Consider the following 22,243-nt stretch of genomic DNA (forward strand, 5'->3'; position numbering starts at 1 on the left):
CTATTATTTTAACAAGTGCTTGTACTTGTTTAAAATTGTTGTTTTTTTCTTTTTAATAATAATTAATCCAGCTACACTTAAACTAAAAGCCATAAACCAATAGATAAAGAATAATATTCTGTGAGTATTTAAATAATCTTTAACTAAAGTGAAAGAGAAAAGGAAAACTTGGGGTAAACTCATCATGTTTCCTAAATATTTAAAAGAAATGAGCTGTCTTACTTTTTTATTTTCATGATAGGTTAGATATAAACCGTAAAGAATTTGAAAAACTATAGAACAGAAAAAAACTAAGTAGAGTAGGGAGTTACTTAAAGTAAAAGAAAGATTTAGAATGACTAAAGTACTTAATAAACTTATAGGAAGTATTTTTAAATCTGTAAAAAAACTATAGACAGTTAGCCATAATTCTTTTTGATAAGCCCAGTGTATTTTTGACCTTCTATCATTCCCGTATTGAAATATAAAATTGGCTTTGTCGGCTAAATATTGCGATAAATTACCGTCTAATGTAGTTTCTTCAAAATCACATATTAGATGATCCATTAATTCATAACGCTCTTCTTCATCAGAAAATGATTTTTTCTTTTTTAGATAATTATCTAAGAAGACTAATTGTTTTTCTGTAATAGTATATTTCTTTTTCATATTACTCCAAACCAAATTTAGGATTGACTAGTTGCTGCATTGTTTGTAAAAACTCTTGCATTTCTGCAAGTCTATTTACAGTTTCCTTAGTACCACTTTCTGTCAGTTTATAATACTTGCGTAGTCTATTTCCAACTTTAGCAACTTCAACATCTAACAAGCCTTCAGCTTCTAGTTTGTGTAACGCAGGGTATAGTGCACCTTCGGTGATTTTTAATTCGCCTTTGGTTAATTCTTTTACCTTTTGAGTTATTTCATATCCATACATCTTATCATTTTGTGCTAATAGCTTCAAGATGATAGTTTGTAATGAGCCTTTATATAATTTTTGATTTCCCATAATTTATATACCTAAAAAACTTAGGTATGCAAATATACATAATTTTCTTATGTATAAAATACTTAGGTATTATTTTTTATGAGTAGAAGAATAAACGGTTACCTCACTATTTCTTATTTTTGTGCATTTAAATAGAATAAATGGCTACATTTCATAAATTAATTATTGAAAAAATAATAAAAGAGACAGCAGATGCTGTATCTATTTTATTTACTGTTCCTGCTGAGCTAAAAGAAGCTTATAAATTTGTTGCAGGACAATATATTACCATAAAAACGAAGTTAAACGATCAAGAGGTTAGGAGAGCATATTCTATATGTGCTTCACCAAATACGAACGAAATTAAAGTAGCTGTAAAGGCTGTTGAAAAAGGATTGTTTTCTACCTATGCAACAACAAAATTAAAAGAGAATACAACTTTAGAGGTTTCTGAACCTGAAGGTAAATTCATATTAGAACCTACAGGGAATAAAAACTATATAGCATTTGCTGCAGGTAGCGGAATCACACCTGTTTTATCTATGATAAAAGTAGTGTTAGAGAATGAACCAACCTCAACTTTTACATTAGTTTTTGGGAATAAAAAAGCTGATAGCACTATTTTTTATGATGAATTGAATGCTTTAGCTGAAAAATATCCAACACAGTTTAATTTACACTATGTGTTTAGTCAAGAGGTAAAAACAAACACTAAGTTTGGAAGAATAGATAAAGGACATGTAAATTATTTTGTAAAGAATGTTCATAAAGATATTTCTTTTGATTCTGCCTACTTATGTGGTCCAGAAGAAATGATTACTACAGTTTCTGAAACTTTACAAGATAACGGATTTGATGAAGAAAATATTCATTTTGAATTATTTACAGCAAGTTCGTCACCAGATGAAGAAATTCCAATGCAATTTCCTGACGGAAAATCTGGAATTACCGTTTTATTAGATGATGAAGAGTCTACTTTTACAATGGATAAAACAGATACAATTTTGGCAGCATCATTACGTAATCAGTTAGATGCTCCTTATTCATGTCAAGGTGGTGTTTGTAGTAGTTGTATTGCTAAGGTAACAGAAGGAAAAGCTGTAATGACTAAGAACTCTATTTTAACAGATGACGAATTAGAGGAAGGACTAATATTAACTTGTGTAGCACATCCAGCAACTCCAAAGGTTGTGGTTGATTATGATGACGTTTAATTTAATAACATATATTTTATAAATGGACTTTTACGACTTTAAAAATGCCTTCTTTGTTGGTGTAGTATTTTCTTTTATGATAGGTCCAGTTTTCTTTATGCTTCTTAAAACAAGTATATTAAAAGGAGCAAGAGCTGCTATTGCATTTGATATTGGAGTTATTTTAGGAGATATATCCTTTATGTTAATAGCTTATTTTGGAAGTAGAAGTTTGTTAGAACAAATTAAGGATGACCCTCGATTATTTTTAATCGGAGGGTTAATTCTTATTGTTTATGGTTTGATAACCTATTTAGATAAAAACAATAAAAAGGAATTACAAGCTCCAGAAGTTGATATTCCTGAAAGTAATAATTACTTAAAATTGCTTTTAAAAGGATTTGCTTTAAACTTTATTAATATAGGTGTTTTAGCAGGTTGGTTAGGTATTATTGTTGTAGTAGGACCAACGTTAGATATGAACCCGACCTATATGTTTTGGTATTTTGCCACGGTAATATTGGGGTATGCTACTACCGATTTAGGGAAAATATTACTAGCTAAACAATTAAAAAGTAAATTAACACCTCTAGTTATTTATAGAATAAAAAGAGGAATGGGAGTGTTATTAATCGTTTTTGGAGCGATTATAATGCTAAAAACTTTTATTCCTAAAGAAAAGATGGATAGCTTATTACAAACAGTAGAAGAAACTACTAAAAACCAATAATCATTTTGGCTATCCAGAAATAAATAAGAATCCCAAAAATATCGTTACTTGTTGTAATAAAAGGTCCTGTAGCAATCGCAGGATCAATACCTCTTTTATTTAAAAATAAAGGAATAAAAGTTCCAATTAGTCCAGCAACTATAATTACTACAAAGAGAGATATTGAAATAGCACTTGCTATTTTATAGTCTTGTTCAGAAATAAAAACATATATAAATAGTAAAACAGCTAAGGCAAGTCCATTAATCATAGCTAATGATACTTCTTTTAATAACCTGTCTGTAATACTACCTTTTACATCGTCATTTGCTAAACCTTGTACAATAATTGCTGATGATTGTACTCCTACATTTCCAGCCATTGCAGCAATTAACGGAGTAAACATAAAAAGAATGGCATTTTCTTTAATAGCATCGTCAAAAAAGCCCATAATACCAGCAGCACCAACACCTCCAAGAAGACCTAAGAATAGCCAAGGTAAACGAGCACGTGTTAATTCCCATATTGTATCATCAGCTTCAACATCTTGGGTAATACCAGCTGCTAATTGATAATCTTTATCGGCTTCTTCCTTAATAACGTCAACAATATCATCAATAGTAATTCTTCCTACTAAAATACCTAACTCGTCTACAACGGGTATCGCTTCTAAATCGTATTTACGCATAACGTTAGCAACATCTTCAGCTTCATCATTAACATTAACAAAGTCTAACTTAGGAATATATACATCGGCAATTTTAGCACGTGTAGAGGCCATTAATAAATCTTTCAATGATAAACGACCTTTTAGTTTACCACTATCGTCAACTACATATATAGAATGTACTCTGGTTACTTCTTCTGCTTGAACACGCATTTCTTTTACACAGCGTAAAACAGTCCAGTTTTCGTTAACTTTTACAAGTTCTTTTGCCATTAAACCACCAGCAGAATCTTCATCATATCGTAGTAATTCTACAATTTCTTTGGCGTGTTCTTCATCTTCAATCTCTTGCATTACTTCCTGCTTTCTTTTTTCAGGAAGTTCTCCAATTACATCGGCAGCATCATCGGTGTCAAGTTCATCAATTTCTTCAGCAATTTCTTTTGCCGTAAGTTGTTGAAATATTTTTTCACGTACATCATCATCCACATCCATTAAAACTTCAGCGGTTGTTTCACTGTCTAATAAACGAATAATGTATAATGCCTCTTCAAAAGATAATTCATCTAAAACTTCTGCAATATCGGCGTGATGTATATCTGAGAAAAAACTGGAAAGCGCTGTGTCTTTCTGGTTTTTAATCAGTTCCTGTACGTTTTCTAAAAGATCTTTAGTAATTTCTAATGCCATCGTTTGCGATTTTTGCCGTCAATTCAATGAATTTTTGTACCGATAATTGTTCGGGACGCATCGCAAAGATAGGGTCTTCTTTTAATGTATCCGAGAGATCGAAAGATTTTAAACTAGAACGTAGCATTTTTCTTCGTTGATTAAATGCTGTTTTTACTACTCTAAAAAATAATTTCTCATCAACTGGAAGATTGTAGTCTTTTTTTCTAATTAACCGTATAACACCAGAATCTACTTTTGGTGGTGGATTAAAAACGGTAGGAGGGACTGTAAATAAATATTCAGCATCATAAAAAGCTTGTGTCAAAACGGATAAAATCCCATAGGTTTTAGACCCTTCTTTTTCTGCTATTCGTAATGCTACTTCTTTTTGGAACATCCCAGAGAATTCTGGTACAAAATCTCTATTTTCAATTGCTTTAAAAACAATTTGTGAAGAAATGTTGTAAGGAAAGTTTCCAATAATGGCAATCTGCTCTTTATTGAAAGTATCAGTAATATTCTTTTTTAAAAAATCACCTTCAATAATGGTGAATTTTTCAGAAGAAGTATCTAGTTTAATATGTTCTAGAGGAAATGTTTCTTTTAGGTATTCTACCGATTCAGAATCTAATTCCATTACCGTAACCTTAGGCTTTTTTTCTAATAAGTATTTTGTTAGAACTCCCATTCCAGGTCCTATTTCCAATACGTTATCATATCCATTTTCGGTTAACGAATCTGCTATTTTTTTTGCGATGTTTTCATCGGTTAAAAAATGCTGTCCTAAGTGTTTCTTTGCTCTTACGGTCATGTTCTAAGATAAAAAATTTAAGATTAAGAAGTATCTTTATTCTTATGTAACTGTAGTTTGTTTCTTTTTAGTTGCTAGATACAGTAGGGTAAAATTCGTTTATTACTTTTAGTTCAGTGCGGAAGGCTAGCATTTTATCAGCAAACTTTTTAAGACCATCTGAACGTAGTTTATCAGCATCGTGTTTGTAATAGTTTTCTAAATCTTCACGTGATTTAGCCGTGTATTGAATAGAGTAAGTTACTCCTCCCATTTCTTCTTTTACTAAAACTTGTGTCAACTTAGCGCTTAAAAAGCGTCCTGTTGCTAAAACTTCTGGTATATGGCTTTCAATCCAAGTTAACCATTCTGCATGAACACTTTCGTCAATATTTACTGTTACGTTATATATATACATTGTTGTTTTCTATAAGATTAGATATTATCCCCTCTTAGTTTTCTGTATTTTTTACGAGCAGCAACTAAGTAGATGCTCGATGGATGGTCAAAAATAATCTTTTGATAGTATTCTTTAGCCTTTTCGGCATTATTTAATTCATTATTGTATAATTCACCCATTAAATAATATACATCATCAATATAAATTCCTTCTTTATCTAGGGCTATTATTTGGGTGTAATTTGAAATAGCTTCATCGTATTTGTGCTGTTTTACAAGAAGCTCGGCCTGTTTAAACAAAGCTTCGTCTTCTATAGGTTGCCCTTTGTAGTTTTTGATAATATCATTTAAAATAGCGATGGCTTCATTATCTTTATTCTGAAAAGCTAATAAATCTGCTTTAGCATATTCTTTTAAACCAGAAGGAATACTGTCTTTTGGTTGGTTATCAGAAATTGTTAAAAACAAATTAGCAGCATCGTTTGCTATAAGCTGGGTAGCAGAACCTTTTAAAACTTTTAATTGTGCTTTGGCCCATTTAAAATCGCTTTTGAAATATGATGTTTGGGCTACTTTAAAACGTGCATCTTGCCCTAGATAATGGTTTTTAAATTTTGTTTGTACTTGTGAAAAGTAAATAAGAGCTTTGTTAAACTTTCCAGTGTACACTAAAACCTCACCTAGTTTTAGTTTAATCAAGGCTTTTGATAACTTAGAGCCGGCAAAGTCCTTAGCTTTATTTAAAACATCTACAGCTTTTTCAGGATTGTTTTTGTTGAACGTTAAATAATTAGCATAAGCTACTTGAGTACGGAAAGTATTTTTATTAATTCCATACGTTGCAAATATGTCATCAAAACGTGCTTCTACATCTGGTTCTTTGGTCTCAATAGCTATTTTTAAATTGTTATTAATAGCATTAAACTTATCTCTTGGATAACTAGTTTTTTCAATAATTAGGTCAAAACATTCCTTAGCAGTCTCATATTCTTTATTCTCTAAAGCAATTTTTCCTAGCTGATTAATTCTACCCAAGTTATCAGGGTCTCTAGCTAATAACGCTTTTAATTGGATAAGAGCTTTTGAGTATTGTTTTTGTTTAATGAATAACCATGCTAATAAATCGTTCCATATGTTTTTAGGATTGCTTATTGATTTTCTTAACAGTGCTTTTTTAAATAAGTTGTTGTTTTCATTTTCAGCATCATCATTAATATATCTGCTAGTATAACGTTTTACGTTATTCAGATAGCTTTCGTTTTTATCAACTAAATCTACATAGGATTCAAACATTTTAGGGTAATCTCCTTTTTCACCATGGATTTGTGCTAATTGGAATCCATAATTAGCTTGTGGGTGTTTTTCCATGGTTTTGGTATATGCTTCAATAGCAAAGTCTAGTTTGTTGTAGTTTTTAAATAAACTAGCAATAACACTACCGTAATTTCCTTTTTTGTTTAATGAATTAAGTGCTTTTTGATAATACTTATTGGCTTCTGAATCGTTTTGTTGACGTTCGTAGTTATATCCTATGATAACATTTAGATACGCTAAGTTAGGTCTCTGTTTTATTTTTTGTGTTAATAGGTTTTCGGCAACTAAAAACTGTTCGGTTTCTTGATAAGAAGTAATAAGTCTCTTTAGATAGGTTGTATTATAGGGACTCTTATCATATAATTTTTTATAAAGTTGAATAGCTTTTTCGTATTCATTATTTCTAAAATAATTTTCAGCAATAATAAATTCGTTCTGTTGCGAATAACAGAACAGGTTAATAATAAGGAAATTAAATAGAATAAATGTTTTTTTCATCAATCAAAAATACAGAAGAAAATTGTTAAATTAATATTAAAACACACCCTTTTTTTAAAAGGAACGCAACATTTTGGCACGAACTTTGTTTTATTGTTAGCGTAACTAAACATCGAATACTATGAAGAATTTAAATACGCAATATAACTTAGCAAAGAGTAGAGCAGATGAATTTATGAGAAGAGGACAAATAACTCAGTATTTTGAAGCTTTATTGGAAATGAATAAATATAAGAGATTAATGGTAGCCGTAGTTGCTAACTAATTATAAAAAATAGTTCATTATTAAGGGGTGAATTAAAAAAAAGAACCAAGCATCTTAATTGAAGCATTGGTTCTTTTTACATTTTTATAATGAAATTATTTAGTCAATTTTATCAAAACCACAATAAGGAATTAATACTTCAGGTATGTTAATTCCATCCTCAGTTTGATAGTTCTCTAAAATTCCAGCTAATACTCTAGGTAAAGCTAAAGAACTTCCGTTTAAGGTATGAACTAACTGACTTTTTCCTTCTTTATTTTTGAATCGTAATTTTAAACGATTTGCTTGATACGTTTCAAAGTTTGAAGCTGAACTAATTTCTAACCAACGCTCTTGAGCTGTAGAATATAATTCAAAATCGAATGTTAAAGCAGAAACAAATCCAGTATCTCCACCACATAAACGTAAAATACGGTATGGCAACTTTAATTCACGTAAAATACCTTTAATGTGTTCTACCATTTCGTTTAAAGCATTGTAAGAGTTATCAGGATGTTCGATTCTTACAATTTCTACTTTGTCAAACTGGTGTAATCTGTTTAATCCACGTACATGTGCTCCATAACTTCCAGCTTCTCTACGGAAACATGGTGTGTAACCTGTATATTGAATAGGTAAATCATTTTCTTTTACTAAATCATTTCTATGAATATTAGTAATAGGAACTTCCGCTGTTGGAATTAAATATAAATCATCTCCAGTTACATGATACATTTGTCCTTCTTTATCTGGAAGTTGACCAGTACCAATACCAGAAGCTTCATTTACTAAATGAGGAACTTGAACTTCGCTATAACCTGCAGCAATATTTTTATCTAAAAAATAATTGATTAAGGCACGTTGTAAACGAGCTCCCTTTCCTTTGTAAACAGGAAAACCAGCTCCAGTAATTTTTGAACCTAAATCAAAATCGATGATATCATATTTTTTAGCTAATTCCCAGTGAGGTAAAGCTTTTTCACCTAAATCAGGAATAGTACCTTCGCTAAAAATAGTTTCATTATCCTCTTCATTTTTCCCAGCTTTCACAGATGCGTGAGGCACGTTAGGAATTTGGTATAATAAATCTTGTAATTTGTTAGAAGCAATACTTAATTCTTCGGTTAATTGCTTAGATTTCTCTTTTAATTCACCTGTTTTTTCTTTTAATAAGTTTGCTTTTTCAATTTCACCAGACTTAAAAAGACCTCCAATTTCTTTGGATATTTTGTTAGATTCAGCTAATGTATTATCTAAAGAAACTTGAGTAGCTCTACGAGCTTCATCAGTAGTTAATACTTCATTAATAATTGCTTCGGCATTTTCAAAACTACGTTTTGCTAATCCGTCTAAAACAGTTTGTTTGTTTTCTCTAATAAACTGAACCTGTAACATCTTTTTTTAATTTTTAAGAACCGCAAAGATATAAGAAGCTACAGACTTAAACAATGGTGATTGCTTACTAAATAGTTTTTTACGTATTAAGTTTTAGAATTCTATTTAAGAATAAATAAAAAAGACTTTGTTAGAACTCTATTTTGTTAACTTAAATTGGTAATTGTATTGATATAGTTTAAAGAGTTTTCTTTGTCTGTTTTAAGTTGAATAATTAATTCATCAACAGAATTAAACTTATGCTCGTCTCGTAAAAAATAAAGTAACTCGATGGTTAATTCCTTTTGATATAAATCTTGGTTAAAATCGAAAAAATGAACTTCAATAGTTTGGTGTTCTCCGTTAACTGTGGGTCTATTACCAATGTTCATCATGCCAAAAACTGTATTGTTATTAATCGTAGATTTTACAACATATACTCCAGTTTTAGGAACTAGTTTATAGGTTTCAGCAATATCAATATTAGCAGTAGGAAAACCAATTTTACCGCCAAGTTGTTTTCCGTTCACAACAATACCAGTTATAGAAAATGGATATCCTAAATACTTGTTTGCAGTTTTTAATTCACCACTAGCTAGTGCTTTTCTAATTTTAGTTGAGCTTACAGAAACTTCATCAATATCTTGAGCTAGAATTTCTTGTACTGTAAAATCATATAAATGAGAATATTCAGTTAATTGTTCAATATTCCCCTCTCTATTTTTTCCAAAATGATGGTCGTAACCAATAATTAATTTTGAAGTATTGAGTTGATTAACTAAGATATCACGAACAAAATCTAATGCAGTAAGTCTAGAAAATTCTTTGCTAAAAGGATGGATGATTAAGTAGTCTAACCCTAAGTTTTCCAAGTGTTTGGCACGTTCATCAATCGTGTTGATAAGTTTTATGGAAACATCTTTTTGCAACACCATTCTAGGGTGAGGAAAAAAAGTTAATAAAACTGATTTTTTATTAGATGATTTTGCTTCATCAATCAATTCCTGTATAATTTTTTGATGACCAATATGAACACCATCAAAAGTACCAATAGTAACTATTGATTTCTGAGTTGGTTTAAAATCGAAAATGGAGTGAATAATTTCCAAGATAAGAACAAATTTATGCAAAAATACAATTTGTAAAAGAGGATAAGTAATGTTCGTTAAATAAAGTTACAAAAATGTCAATTTAACAAAACAAACCCCTCAAAAACACTATAGTGATAAAATAAAGGATAAATTTTTACAAATAAAAAAAAATCGTATTTTGCGCTACAGTTAACAAATTATTATACATTATGATGAAAAAACTATTACTTGTTGCATTTGTGCTATTTGGCACGGCAATAATGGTTGCTCAGACTACCATTTCTGGTACAGTCAATGACGCATCTCTTGGAGGGCCACTTCCGGGAGCAAATATTAAGGTTCTAAGGAAGGCTGTAGGAACATCTACTGACTTTGATGGGAAGTTTACTATGACAGTAACAGATAACCCTCCTTTTACAATTGAAATTTCTTCTTTAGGGTATCAATCTAAAACAGTTGAAATTACAAAAAACAATCAAGTTGTTGAGGTGGCTTTGACTGAAAATGCAACTTCTTTAGATGAGGTAGTAGTTTCTGCTTCTAGAACTCCAGAACGTGTTATGGAATCTCCAGTGACAATTGAGCGTTTTGATTCTAGAGCTATTAAGAACACAGCTTCTGCATCATATTACGATGGATTAGAAAATTTAAAAGGTGTTGATATTAATTCAGGAGGTTTTACTTTTAAAACAGTAAATACTCGTGGATTTGCTACGTTTGGAAATGAGCGTTTTGTTCAGTTAGTTGATGGAATGGATAACGCATCTCCAGCATTAAACTTTGCTATTGGGAATTTATTAGGAATTTCTGAGGTAGATGTAAAAAGTGTTGAGATTTTACCAGGAGCAGCATCGGCTTTATATGGAGCAAATGCATTTAACGGAATTATGTTAATGCGTAGTAAAAACCCTTTCGATGATCAAGGAATTAGTGTAGGTTTAAAAACAGGATTAACTAGTCAAGAAGCAGCAGGAGACAATAAGTTTTACGATGCTACAATTAGAATGGCGCATGCTTTTGATGATTATTTTGCTGTAAAAGCAAGCTTTTCTTACTTAAAAGGTGAAGAGTGGCATGCTACTGATTATAGAAATACAACTGGTATAGGAGGAACTTATATTCCAGGTACTAGACAAAGTGATCCAAATTATGATGGGGCGAACGTATATGGAGATGAGGTTTCAGTTAATTTAGGAGGAGCAATAGGTAATGTAAGTAGAACTGGTTATACTGATCAAGAGTTAATGACTAACGAAGCTAAGAGTGTAAAATTCAATGGAGCTATTCACTATCGTCCATTAGGAAATGATAGAGTTGAAATTATTTGGAACTCTAAGTATGGTACAGGTAACACTATTTACCAAGGACAAAACAGGTATAATTTAGCTAACTTCTTTATGGAGCAACATAAATTAGAAGTTAAAGGTAAAAACTTTTTCGTAAGAGGTTACTATGCTGGTGAGGATGCAGGAGATTCTTATGATACTCGTTTTGCTGCAATTAACATTAACAGTAAGTGGAAATCTAATACAGATTGGTTTGCGCAATATGCGGGTGCATATTTAATGCATGGTTCTCATGCAATTGCAAGAGCAGCAGCAGATACAGGAAGAGCAGTTCCTGGAACACCAGCTTTCCAAGCGTTATTCAATGAAGTAACTGCTGATCCAGATTTATTAACAGGGTCAAAGTTTAGAGATAATACAAGTTATTACCACGCAGATGGTAATTTAAATTTACGTGATTATATTGATTGGGCTGAGGTACAAGTAGGTGGTTCTTACAGACAATATAGATTAAATTCTTTTGGAACAATTTATACCGATGCTGATGGGCCAATTAAATATGGTGAATATGGTGTGTATACTCAGTTACAAAAGAAAATGTTAGATGATAGATTAAAGTTTACTGGATCTATTCGTTATGATAAATCAGAAAACTTTGATGGGAATTTTACGCCTAGAATATCTTTGGCATATGCAGCGGGTGAAAATAAAAATCATAACTTCAGAGCTTCTTTCCAAACAGGTTTCCGTAACCCAACTACGCAAGATCAGTATATTGGTTTAGCGACAGGTGCTGGATTTATCTTAGGTACAGCTTCTGATAATATTGGTCGTTTTTCTGCACCAGTAGTAACTACGGCAGGTACATTTACATTAACAGGAGCAGACGTGTTTTCAAGAGGATATTCTGCTAGTTCAATCGCAACGGGAACACCAACACTAGCTACAACTGCTTTAGTAAAACCAGAAGAAGTAAAATCTTTTGAGGTTGGATATCGTGGTGTTTTACCATTAGGAGAAAACAAATTATCAGTAGATTTTAGTACATACTATAACATGTATTCTAACTTTATTTCTAATAAAGATGTTTTAGTATTAGTTGACCCTACTTTACCAGTAACAGTAGCAAACTTAACAGATAGAAATTTAGTAAGAACATTTAGTGTTAAGACAAATTCTACAGTTGATGTTGATTCTTACGGTTTAGGAATTGGGTTAAGTACAAAAGTATTTAATGGATATAACGTTGGTTTAAACTATACATGGTCTAAATTTAGTTTTGATCAAGCTCAAGATCCAGATTTTGAAGCAGGTTTCAATACTCCAGAGCATAAGTTAAAAGCTCAGTTTGGACACCCAAATGTATTTGAAAACTTTGGATTTAACGTAAGTGCTCGTTGGCAAACAGAATTTTACTGGCAATCAACTTTCTTAGAAGGAAACGTAGAAGAAAGAACTGTCCTTGATGCTCAAATTAACTACTCAGTACCTTCAATTAAGTCGGTATTTAAAGTAGGAGGATCTAACCTAACAGGGAAAGAATACTTAAGTGCACCAGGTGTAGGGGCAATAGGGTCTCAGTATTACATTTCTTGGACAATCAATAACTAAAAAAAATAAAAATGAAGAATACATTAAAATATACATTTTTATCTGCATTATTTTTAGGTGTTGTAGCCTGTGATGTAGATAACAATTTACCAGAAATTAAAGGAGAGGCAGAAAATACTATAGCCTTAGTTGCAGGTACTGCAGATTTCTCAAATTATGTAGCAGTTGGAGCTTCTTTTACAGCAGGTTTTTCTGATGGGGCTTTATTTAAAGCAGGTCAAGAATATTCGTTTCCAAATACTTTAGCAAAGAAATTTGCGATGGTGGGTGGAGGAACTTTCACACAACCATTAATGAATGATAATATTGGAGGAATGGTAAATGGTGGAACAAAAGCTTTAGACCCAAGATTCTATTTTAACGCTTTAACAGGTAAGCCTGAAAGGCTTACAAGTATACCAACTACTGTTGTGGGGGCACCAGCAACGAATGCACCAAATTTTACAAATTACGGTATTCCAGGAGCAAAAAGTTTTCACTTTGTAGCTCCAGGTTATGGGAGTGCTGCAGGTTTAGCGGCAGTTCCACCAACAGCAAATCCTTATTTTGTTAGAATGAGTCCAGCTCAATCTACACTAATAGCAGAAATAGCATCAAAACAACCAACATTTTTTACTTTATCAGAAATAGGAGGTAACGATGTATTAGATTACGCTGTGGCTGGAGGAGCTTCTGGTTCAATAACTCCAACAGCAGTTTTTAATCAAGCATTTGGAGCAATTATAAATACATTAGCACCAACAGCAGATAAAAAAGGAGTAGTAGCTAATATTCCTTACATTACAAGTCTACCGCATTTTACAACTGTACCTTATAAGCCATTAAGCCCAACAAATCCTGACTTTGGACCACAAATTCCAACACTTAATAGAGTTTTTAGTGCTATTAACGGCGTTTTTACAGCAATTGGTGTTCCTGAACGTTCAATTGTTTTCTCGACAACAGCAGCTAGTGCTGTGGTAATTAAAGATGAGTCATTAGATCCTAAAACAAACGAAATAGTTGGGGCGTTATTAGCAAGTCCAACTTTCCCTGCTTTTGTAGCTAGTTTTGGTTTACCTACTGATACTGCCACTTTACAAAAAGTAGCTGGTTTATTAGGTTCTTATTATGGACAAGCAAGACAAGCAACAGCTGAAGATTTGTTAGTATTACCAAGTAGTGGTATAATAGGTACTGTAAATCAAAATTCAGTTAACTTTTTACTTGGGCAAGGATTACCTCCAACGTTAGCAGGAATGTTTTCAGCAGAAGGAGTTTCTTTACCTTTAGAAAATAAATGGGTGTTAACTAAAACTGAAGTTGCCGAAATTAAAGCAGCTACTGATGCATATAATACTACAATTAAAGCCGCAGCAGACGCTAAAGGATTAGCTTTTGTTGACTTTAAAGCAATCTTAGAGAAAGCTTCAACTACTGGTTTAGTATTTGATGAATTTAATATGACTACTACTTTTGTTACTGGTGGTCTAGTTAGTTTAGATGGGATTCATTTAACATCAAGAGGGTATGCTTTAATGGCAAATAAAATGTTAGAAGCTATCGATGCTACTTATGGATCTAACTTTACTAAGGCTAAAGATGGTTTAGCTAAAGCTAAAGATTTTCCAACAAACTTTTCACCTACTTTACAGTAATAGAAAAGTAATTTTATACAAAATTTTAAAGGCTGAGAATTTATTCTCAGCCTTTTTTTGTTATGTGAATTTTAATAAGGGTATTTATTTATAGAAGCCATTTAATTAAACTAATGACGTTAAGTGTCATATACGCCTTTTTAAGAAGGTTGTTTAGCTTGTTGATATGGTTTTGTTATTATGTTTGTTTATAGTGTTGAAGTAGCTTTAAATCAAGTATCTTATTGTCAAAGATGTTTATTTATTATAAGACATAAAAAAACACCGTAATGTTAATTACGGTGTTTTTATTTTATTTAAGTGGAAAAAGTTATTTAAAAAACGTTCTAAATATATCATTACCGTTTGCAAAAAGTAATAAGGCAATTAATAAGATAAATCCTGTTACTTGAGCATATTCTAAAAATTTATCACCAGGTTTTTTACCTGTAATCATTTCCCAAAGCGTAAATACAACATGACCTCCATCTAAAGCAGGAATTGGTAATAAGTTCATGAAACCTAACATAATTGATAAGAATGCAGTAATGTTCCAGAAAGTTTCCCAGCTAAATTCTGAAGGGAAAATACTACCAATAGAAATAAAACCTCCTAATCCTTTATAAGCACCTGTACTAGGATTAAAAATCTTTTTCATTTGCTTAATGTAGTTTGTTAAGGTAGTCCAAGCTTTATTAGTACCAGCAGGAATTGCTTCAGAAAATGAATATTTCTTTTCTGCTAAGTCATAGTATCCTAATTTTTCTAAATCTTTTAAAGATAATTGAGCAATAGCTACACCAACTTTACCGTTTTCAGATATTTTAACAGGGATGTCTATTTTTTCATTACCTCTTTTTACAGTAATACTGATATCTTGATTTTTATATTTATTAAGCTCTTTTTCAGCTTGATCAAAATATTTGATATTAACTCCGTTAATAGCAGTAATTATATCTTTAGGTTGTAAACCGCTTTTTACGTTTGGAGAATCTTCGGCAACTTTTCCTATAATAAATGGGTATCTTGGTGTTATAAAACTTCCAGCGTTTTTACCACGATCTACTAGTTTTGAAATAAAATCAGTAGGAATTACTTTTTCAATAACAGTTCCATTTCTTTCAATGGAATAGTTGTTTCCATTAATAAATTCTAAAGGTAATTCTCTAAATTTTTCAATTGTTTGTCCATCTACAGTAAGTATTTTATCTCCAGTTTCTAAACCTAAATCTATGGCTAGTTGATCTTGTACCCATACACCATCTTTTAAGTTTTCGTTAGGTAAAAACTTTTCACCATAAGCATACATTAAACAAATGTATATAACAATACCTAAAACAAAATTTACAATTACACCACCAAGCATAATAATTAAACGCTGCCATGCTGGTTTAGAACGAAATTCCCATGGTTGAGCAGGTTTTTTCATTTGCTCAGTATCCATGCTTTCGTCAATCATTCCTGAGATTTTCACATAACCACCTAATGGAATCCAACCAATACCATAAACAGTATCACCAATTTTCTTTTTAAATAAAGAGAATTTATAATCGAAGAAAAGGTAAAACTTTTCAACTTTAGTTTTAAATAATTTAGCAGGAACAAAGTGTCCTAACTCGTGCAAAACAATTAAAAGCGATAAACTTAAAATAAATTGTGATGCTTTTATTAATATCTCCATAAAGGCTTGTGTCTAAAATTTAAAATCTGACAAATGTACGTTTTTCGAAAGAGTTCTAAAAGTTTGTACTCTAGTTCGGCTTAGGATTTAACAAACTTTTTAAGTTTAAGAGAGATTAACCCTGTTTTAAGTCGTATTTTTGTAGAAAAAAGAGAGAATGGACTTTAAATTCTTTAAAAAATCTAAAAGCACTTTAATTTTCTTGTTAGTTTTTTGTGCTATTGGAATCCCTGTTTTTTATCATTTAGTAAAAGTTGATGAAAGATTACCAATTTATAACCCTGCTGATATTAATCCAAAATTGGTAGATGCTTCTTTAAGAACAAAATCCAGAAATCATAAGGTTGGTAATTTTAAGTTAATCAATCAGAATGGAGAAACAATAACAAATGCGGATTATAAAGGTAAAATTTATATTGCAGATTTCTTTTTTACTCGTTGCCAAACTATTTGTATAGCCATGGCTTATAATATGAGTGAGTTACAAGAACACTATAAAAAGGATGATGATATTATGTTTTTATCACATTCAGTAACACCAGTTATAGATAGCGTTCCACAATTGAAAAAATATGCATTAGAAAAAGGAGTTATTGATGGAAAATGGAATGTAACTACTGGAGAAAAAAAGCATATATATAACTTAGCTCGTAAACATTATTTTGCTGTTTTAGATGAAGGAGATGGAGGAGAGAACGATTGGGTTCATACAGAAAACTTTGTGCTAATAGACAAAGAAGGACGTATTAGAGGTTCGTATGATGGAACCAAAAAAGAAAACATGCAGAAAATTATAGATGATATTGCATTACTAAAAAAAGAATACGAAGAATAAAAAAGAGACTGTTTAAACAGTCTCTTTTTTTATATTTTATTTCCGTCCTCATCAAAGTTTTTGTTTACTTCTTGTTCTGTTTTAATAACAGAAACTGCTAGAGATAGTAACATAATAGCCATGGGTTGCCAACTAATATCTTTGCTTATAAAAACAAAAAGTAAAGCGGCTGCAAATGATACTGTAGAATAAATTAAAAATTGCTTTATAAAAAACGTATTGGCAAATTTCCAAACAGTTTCGTTTTTCATGGTTCTATTGGTGCGATAACCATAAAGTGAGTTAATTTTTTTGGGGGGAAAGAAATAAAAAATTATACTGAAAAGGAAAAGTAATCCATTAATAGACAGTACATAATAATATGGGTTCATTTTTATTTTTTTATAGAGTTTATAATTCCTTTTAATAAAGTGTTCATGTCAGCGTTCTTAGTAAGCCCAGTTCTAACAACAACTAAATCTTCACTTGGCAAAATAAATACATTTTGACCTTTATACCCATTAAAAGAATACATATTTGTTGGTACATCAGGATAACGCTTTCCTGCATTTAACCATATTTGCGCTCCATACCAACCATCAGAACCTGGAGTTGGAGTAGTAGCGTATTGTACCCAATCTTTATCAAAAAGGTGTTCTCCATTCCATTCACCATTATGAAGGTATAATAAACCTAATTTTGCCCAATCTCTTGCAGTTGCCCAAGCATAAGAAGACCCTACAAAGTTTCCACTCAAATCAGTTTCAATGACCATTGAATTCATTCCTATTTTGTCAATTAAATTACTGTACCAATAATCTAAATATTCTTGATGCGTTTTAAATTGACTACGGATGATACCAGAAAGCAAATTAGTAGTACCTGAAGAATAATTCCAAGTTTCGTTTGGGGTACCTACCAAAGGTTTGTTTATTTGAGTTTTAGTCATGTCACTTTCAAGAAATAACATCTTTGTAACATCAGAAATAGTATTATAATCTTCAAGCCATTCTAAACCAGAATTCATCTGAAGTAGGTTGTGGATTGTAATGTTTTTACGGTCATCATTTCCCCATTCTTTAAATAAATTGCTTTGCTCAACATTAACTTTCCCTTGACATTGTAAAATTCCTAAAACAGTACTCGTAATACTTTTGGTCATAGACCACCCTAATTGCAAAGAATTCTTATCGAAATTATCAGCATACTTTTCCGCAATAATTTGATTCTTATAAACTACTAATACAGATCGAGTTTGGTTTCTCGAATTAAAAATAGTATCAATAGTTTCGTTCAGCTTTTTGTAATTGATATTAGAAAAAACAGTGTCTATTTGATTTGCATTTCCATAAGGGAAAGGAGTAGTATTATCGGCCTTTGACCTTTTAGGAACTAAAGGAGTTTTAGAAGCATCATAATCATCATTAATCAAAACAGCTCCTAATCCTTTTCTATAAACAGCTTTTCTTTTTAAAAGACCGAAAACAGAACCAGTAGCAGATTTTTCTTGAGAGTTAATTTCATCAGAAGTTAAGTTTATTGGAGAAAAATTGTTGTCATTTTCATCGGTAAACTCTAGGCTTCTTTCAGCTAAGAAAACAGAAGAAGCAGTATTTTTAGCGGAGTATCCAGCTAAAATATTTAATTTAGGGTAATTGTAAACTACAACAGCAATAAGAACAATTGCTAGTAATAATAAAATTCTTTTGATATTTTTCATTAGGGACTCTTTTTTAGCAAATGTAAGAATTTAATTGATTGGTGTTTATATTTGAAATGCAAGCACTACCTTTGTCTTAAATTTACTTTTTATATGTTGAATGTAGATAAGATTAGAGCTGATTTTCCTATTTTAAATCGTACAGTACATGGGAAAAATTTAGTGTATTTTGATAATGGAGCAACTTCTCAAACACCTCAAATTGTGATTGATGCAATTGTTGATTATTATTCGAATTATAATGCTAATATTCATAGAGGAGTGCATACCTTAAGTCAGGAAGCAACCGATAAATATGAAGAAGCGCGTATAAAGATTCAAAAACATTTTAATGCAAAGCATTCTTATGAAGTTATTTTGACTTCTGGAACTACTCATAGTATTAATATTGTAGCATCAGGATTTGCTGCCTTATTAAAAGAAGGAGATGAAATAATTGTATCATCATTAGAGCATCATTCAAATATAGTTCCTTGGCAAATGCTTTGTGAAAAAACGGGTGCTGTTTTAAAAGTAATTCCAATGGATCAAGATGGTTTGTTAAGAATGGATATATATCATGAATTATTAAATAATAAAACCAAATTGGTTTTTTGTAATCATGTATCGAATGCATTAGGAACGATAAACCCAATAGAAGAAATTATTCATGCAGCACACAAATTTGGTGCGTATGTTTTAATTGATGGAGCACAGGCAGTTCCACATATAAAGCCAGATGTTCAAGAATTAGATGTTGATTTTTATGTAGCATCAGCTCACAAAATGTGTGGTCCAACAGGAGTTGGTTTATTATACGGAAAAGAAGAATTATTGCAAATGTTACCACCTTATCAAGGAGGAGGAGAAATGATAGAAACGGTAACTTTTGAAAAAACTACCTATGCAGGATTACCTCATAAGTTTGAAGCAGGAACACCAAATATTTGTGGAGGAATTGCTTTTGGAGTTGCAGTAGACTATATGAATTCAATAGGTTTTGAGGCTATAGATCAACAAGAAAAAGAGTTGTTAGCTTATGGAACTCAAGAGTTGGAAAAAATAGAAGGATTAAAAATTTACGGAACTGGTAAGAAAGCTTCTGTAATATCTTTTAATTTGGAAGGAATTCATCCGTATGATGTTGGATCTATCCTTGATAAACTAGGAATAGCTGTTCGTACAGGACATCATTGTGCGCAACCAATTATGAACTTTTATTGTATCCCAGGAACAGTAAGAGCATCATTTGCTTTTTACAATACCAAAGAAGAAATAGACGCATTGGTAACAGCGGTTAAGAAAGCCAAAATGATGTTGAGTTAAATACTACTCAATTAATAAAATAAAAAAACCACCTGTTTAAGAACAAGTGGTTTTTTATATATAAACGCTAAATTTTTAACTAGTCTCTTGACATAAAAATTTGTAAAACATACCAGAATAAAAGCATTAAAGAGGCAAATAAACCTAATGCAGCAGGGATGTAATCATCAGTAGAAAATTTATGTACTAAGTTAGAAGTCTGGTATAAAATAGATCCAGCAGCTAACACACACATTCCTACAGAAAACCATAAACCAAGGTTAAAACCAAATAAGGCTCCTGCAATGATTAATCCAATTGCTATAAAAAATCCAACAGTTAATCCAGCTCTTATAAAAGAAAAGTCTTTTTTAGTAATAAAAACAATAGAAGAAATTCCTGTAAATAAACCAAGCGTAACAATTCCTGCTTGTTTAATTAAATCCAAGCTATTGGTATATGTAATAGCAATATAAATTAATGGTATAAAAATAAAAGCTTGAGCAAAAATATAAATAGAATATGCTAAGTATTGTAAGTTTTTATCAGAGGTTTTTAAAGCAGTACTTTCAGCATAACTTGTAATAAGCATAAAACCACCTAATAATAATAACCACTTGTATCCCTGAGTCATTGATAAAGTAAATTCTACAATAGATGCACTTTGTAAGAATAGGTATTCAAATACAATAAATAATAAGATACCACCACCTACATGCGCATAGGTTTTTTTGTAAAAAGCAACTCTTTCTGCTTCCGATACTTGTGCAACAAGTACCTTAGGTCCGTTGTCAAATGAGTTTTCCATAATTAATTTTATTTTGGAGTAAATATAGCTTTTTTATAGAGATAATTTTTATCATGTGTAATTGTTGTGAATATTGTTTTTTGAAACGAGTGTGTTTGCGTATTTTATATCATTAAATGTTTAAAATTGACGTTTTTTTGTGTTTTTCGTTAAAAATTAAACAATATGATATTTTTATTTTTAAACTTCTACAAGTTGATTTTAAAGAGAAAATCCAATTTTTTAACATTTTTTTAGGAATTAAAAAAAAACTATATATTGCACATCGTTAAAAAACCCTTCAATTTTTTACATAAATAATAAAGTATGCATGCTTTTTTTGTTAAAGTGGTAATTGAAGTTGTTTTTTACAAAAACCAATAATACCTAAAGGGGTAATTATTATTCAACTAATTTTTTTAATTTTTCACAACATGAAAAGAATTTTTTTAACATTAGCAGTTGCTGCTTCCGTTTTAATTGGATGTCAGCAAAATGGTCAAGACTCAGTTTTACCAACTCAAGAAGCAATCGATATGAGCGACTTCTATTTGGAAACTGATACTCACGAGTCAAAAGGGGGAAGTGAGCAGTGTCATTCTATGCGAGTTTTAAACAGACAGTTAAAAGAAAACCCAGGATTGTACAAAAAAATGTACGATGTAGAATACGCAACACGTAAATTTATTGCAGCAAAAAAAGGAAATGGAAATGGAAACGGTAACGGCGGTGGCGGTAACACTGGCGGAGGCGGTGGTGGAACTACTCCAGATAACTTAGGAGTAATTAATATACCAGTATATGTACATGTAGTTTATAGCAATTCACAACAGAATATTAGTGATGCGCAAATAGCCTCACAAATGACAGTTTTAAACGATGATTTTAGAAAACAAAATTCTGATGCAAGTAATACACCTTCTGAATTTGCAGGAGTAGCAGCAGATGCTGAAATCACTTTTTCTTTAGCTGGTACTTTTAGACATGCTAACTCTACAGCTTCATGGGGAACTAATAATGCAGTAAAATCAGCATACCCACCAGTTACACCACAAACACATTTAAATATCTGGGTAGCTAATATCGGTGGAGGTATTTTAGGATATGCTCAATTCCCAGGTGGTAATTCTGCTACTGATGGAGTTGTGTGTTCTCCACAATATTTTGGAACTACAGGTTATGTATCTGCACCATTCAATGGAGGGCGTACTATGACACACGAAGTTGGTCACTATTTAAACTTACGTCACATTTGGGGTGATGGTAGATGTCGTCAAGATGATTTTGTAGCTGATACTCCATCTTCAGATGCTCCAAACTATGGATGTCCATCTTACCCAACAGTTAACTGTCGTTCAAATGATATGACTATGAATTATATGGATTATACAGATGATGCTTGTATGTCTATGTTTTCTGAAGGTCAAAAATCAAGAATGAGAGCAATTTTTGCTGACGGTGGAGCAAGAGCTTCTATGTTAAACTAGTAAAAATTAATATTTAAAAAGTATTTTTATAATTGCTGA

Annotated in this window: 20 protein-coding genes; 8 read left to right on the plus strand and 12 right to left on the minus strand. The window is 31.3% G+C overall.

All coding sequences use genetic code 11. The features are described from left to right. Nucleotides 1–3: 3 nt before the first annotated feature. On the minus strand, nt 4–648 hold the full coding sequence (locus Q0958_RS03835) for a hypothetical protein (protein WP_299119808.1): 645 nt from the start codon (nt 646–648) through the stop codon (nt 4–6). 1 nt (nt 649) lies between these two features. Then, nucleotides 650–988: a PadR family transcriptional regulator gene (locus Q0958_RS03840; RefSeq protein WP_150899445.1), complete on the minus strand. Its 339-nt coding sequence runs from the start codon at nt 986–988 to the stop codon at nt 650–652. 140 nt (nt 989–1,128) lie between these two features. Between Q0958_RS03840 and Q0958_RS03845 the strand changes: the two genes are divergently transcribed. Further along, nucleotides 1,129–2,181, plus strand: a complete 1,053-nt coding sequence (locus Q0958_RS03845; RefSeq protein WP_299119812.1) for a ferredoxin--NADP reductase — start codon at nt 1,129–1,131, stop codon at nt 2,179–2,181. A gap of 22 nt (nt 2,182–2,203) precedes the next feature. Next, a complete protein-coding gene (locus Q0958_RS03850; RefSeq protein WP_299119815.1) occupies nt 2,204–2,890 on the plus strand; it encodes a LysE family transporter in 687 nt (228 codons plus the stop codon). Here the strand turns inward: Q0958_RS03850 and mgtE are convergent. The 4 genes from mgtE to Q0958_RS03870 all read right to left on the minus strand — a co-directional run bounded on the left by mgtE (nt 2,877) and on the right by Q0958_RS03870 (nt 7,209). After that, nucleotides 2,877–4,226, minus strand: coding sequence for a magnesium transporter (gene mgtE, locus Q0958_RS03855; RefSeq protein ID WP_299119817.1), 1,350 nt, complete (start codon nt 4,224–4,226; stop codon nt 2,877–2,879). The genes Q0958_RS03850 and mgtE overlap by 14 nt on opposite strands. Then, nucleotides 4,207–5,019, minus strand: a complete 813-nt coding sequence (rsmA, locus tag Q0958_RS03860; protein ID WP_299119820.1) for a 16S rRNA (adenine(1518)-N(6)/adenine(1519)-N(6))-dimethyltransferase RsmA — start codon at nt 5,017–5,019, stop codon at nt 4,207–4,209. Before rsmA ends, mgtE begins: the two co-directional genes overlap by 20 nt. A 67-nt stretch (nt 5,020–5,086) precedes the next feature. After that, nucleotides 5,087–5,416: a DUF4286 family protein gene (locus tag Q0958_RS03865; protein ID WP_235275626.1), complete on the minus strand. Its 330-nt coding sequence runs from the start codon at nt 5,414–5,416 to the stop codon at nt 5,087–5,089. 17 nt (nt 5,417–5,433) lie between these two features. Then, complete coding sequence (locus tag Q0958_RS03870; protein ID WP_299119826.1) at nt 5,434–7,209, minus strand: tetratricopeptide repeat protein; 1,776 nt, start codon at nt 7,207–7,209, stop codon at nt 5,434–5,436. A gap of 121 nt (nt 7,210–7,330) precedes the next feature. On the opposite strand from Q0958_RS03870, the gene Q0958_RS03875 reads away from it, so the two are divergent. Next, on the plus strand, nt 7,331–7,474 hold the full coding sequence (locus tag Q0958_RS03875; protein WP_175578686.1) for a hypothetical protein: 144 nt from the start codon (nt 7,331–7,333) through the stop codon (nt 7,472–7,474). Nucleotides 7,475–7,573: 99 nt separating this feature from the next. On the opposite strand, the gene serS is transcribed toward Q0958_RS03875, so the two are convergent. Both serS and Q0958_RS03885 read right to left on the minus strand, forming a co-directional pair. Continuing rightward, nucleotides 7,574–8,848 carry a serine--tRNA ligase gene (gene serS / locus Q0958_RS03880; RefSeq protein ID WP_299119831.1) on the minus strand — a complete coding sequence of 425 codons (1,275 nt, stop codon included), beginning with the start codon at nt 8,846–8,848 and terminating at the stop codon, nt 7,574–7,576. Nucleotides 8,849–8,994: 146 nt separating this feature from the next. Next, the gene (locus Q0958_RS03885) at nt 8,995–9,936 is read right to left on the minus strand and encodes a bifunctional riboflavin kinase/FAD synthetase (protein ID WP_299119834.1); all 942 of its coding nucleotides are present in this window, start codon (nt 9,934–9,936) and stop codon (nt 8,995–8,997) included. A 191-nt stretch (nt 9,937–10,127) separates the two neighbouring features. Here Q0958_RS03885 and Q0958_RS03890 point away from each other — a divergent pair, with 191 nt between their 5' ends. Further along, the gene (locus tag Q0958_RS03890; RefSeq protein ID WP_299119837.1) at nt 10,128–12,815 is read left to right on the plus strand and encodes a TonB-dependent receptor; all 2,688 of its coding nucleotides are present in this window, start codon (nt 10,128–10,130) and stop codon (nt 12,813–12,815) included. 11 nt (nt 12,816–12,826) lie between these two features. Beyond that, complete coding sequence (locus tag Q0958_RS03895; RefSeq protein ID WP_299119839.1) at nt 12,827–14,452, plus strand: G-D-S-L family lipolytic protein; 1,626 nt, start codon at nt 12,827–12,829, stop codon at nt 14,450–14,452. 310 nt (nt 14,453–14,762) lie between these two features. Here Q0958_RS03895 and rseP read toward each other — a convergent pair whose 3' ends face one another. Further along, the gene (rseP, locus tag Q0958_RS03900; RefSeq protein ID WP_299119843.1) at nt 14,763–16,112 is read right to left on the minus strand and encodes an RIP metalloprotease RseP; all 1,350 of its coding nucleotides are present in this window, start codon (nt 16,110–16,112) and stop codon (nt 14,763–14,765) included. A gap of 157 nt (nt 16,113–16,269) precedes the next feature. Here rseP and Q0958_RS03905 point away from each other — a divergent pair, with 157 nt between their 5' ends. Beyond that, a complete protein-coding gene (locus Q0958_RS03905; RefSeq protein WP_299119846.1) occupies nt 16,270–16,947 on the plus strand; it encodes an SCO family protein in 678 nt (225 codons plus the stop codon). A 29-nt stretch (nt 16,948–16,976) separates the two neighbouring features. On the opposite strand, the gene Q0958_RS03910 is transcribed toward Q0958_RS03905, so the two are convergent. Both Q0958_RS03910 and Q0958_RS03915 read right to left on the minus strand, forming a co-directional pair. Beyond that, nucleotides 16,977–17,318 (minus strand): SdpI family protein, encoded by a 342-nt coding sequence (locus Q0958_RS03910; protein WP_299119849.1) that lies wholly within the window; start codon nt 17,316–17,318, stop codon nt 16,977–16,979. 2 nt (nt 17,319–17,320) lie between these two features. Beyond that, nucleotides 17,321–18,646 carry a serine hydrolase gene (locus tag Q0958_RS03915; RefSeq protein WP_299119852.1) on the minus strand — a complete coding sequence of 442 codons (1,326 nt, stop codon included), beginning with the start codon at nt 18,644–18,646 and terminating at the stop codon, nt 17,321–17,323. Nucleotides 18,647–18,739: 93 nt separating this feature from the next. Here Q0958_RS03915 and Q0958_RS03920 point away from each other — a divergent pair, with 93 nt between their 5' ends. Beyond that, nucleotides 18,740–19,951: a cysteine desulfurase gene (locus Q0958_RS03920; protein ID WP_299119855.1), complete on the plus strand. Its 1,212-nt coding sequence runs from the start codon at nt 18,740–18,742 to the stop codon at nt 19,949–19,951. Between the two features lie 79 nt (nt 19,952–20,030). Here Q0958_RS03920 and Q0958_RS03925 read toward each other — a convergent pair whose 3' ends face one another. Further along, a complete protein-coding gene (locus tag Q0958_RS03925; RefSeq protein ID WP_299119857.1) occupies nt 20,031–20,738 on the minus strand; it encodes a Bax inhibitor-1 family protein in 708 nt (235 codons plus the stop codon). 413 nt (nt 20,739–21,151) lie between these two features. Here Q0958_RS03925 and Q0958_RS03930 point away from each other — a divergent pair, with 413 nt between their 5' ends. Beyond that, complete coding sequence (locus Q0958_RS03930) at nt 21,152–22,204, plus strand: zinc metalloprotease (RefSeq protein WP_299119860.1); 1,053 nt, start codon at nt 21,152–21,154, stop codon at nt 22,202–22,204. The last annotated feature ends 39 nt before the right edge of the window (nt 22,205–22,243 follow it).

It is taken from the genome of uncultured Tenacibaculum sp. (assembly GCF_947499065.1).
In the GTDB taxonomy this organism is placed as follows: Bacteria; Bacteroidota; Bacteroidia; order Flavobacteriales; family Flavobacteriaceae; genus Polaribacter.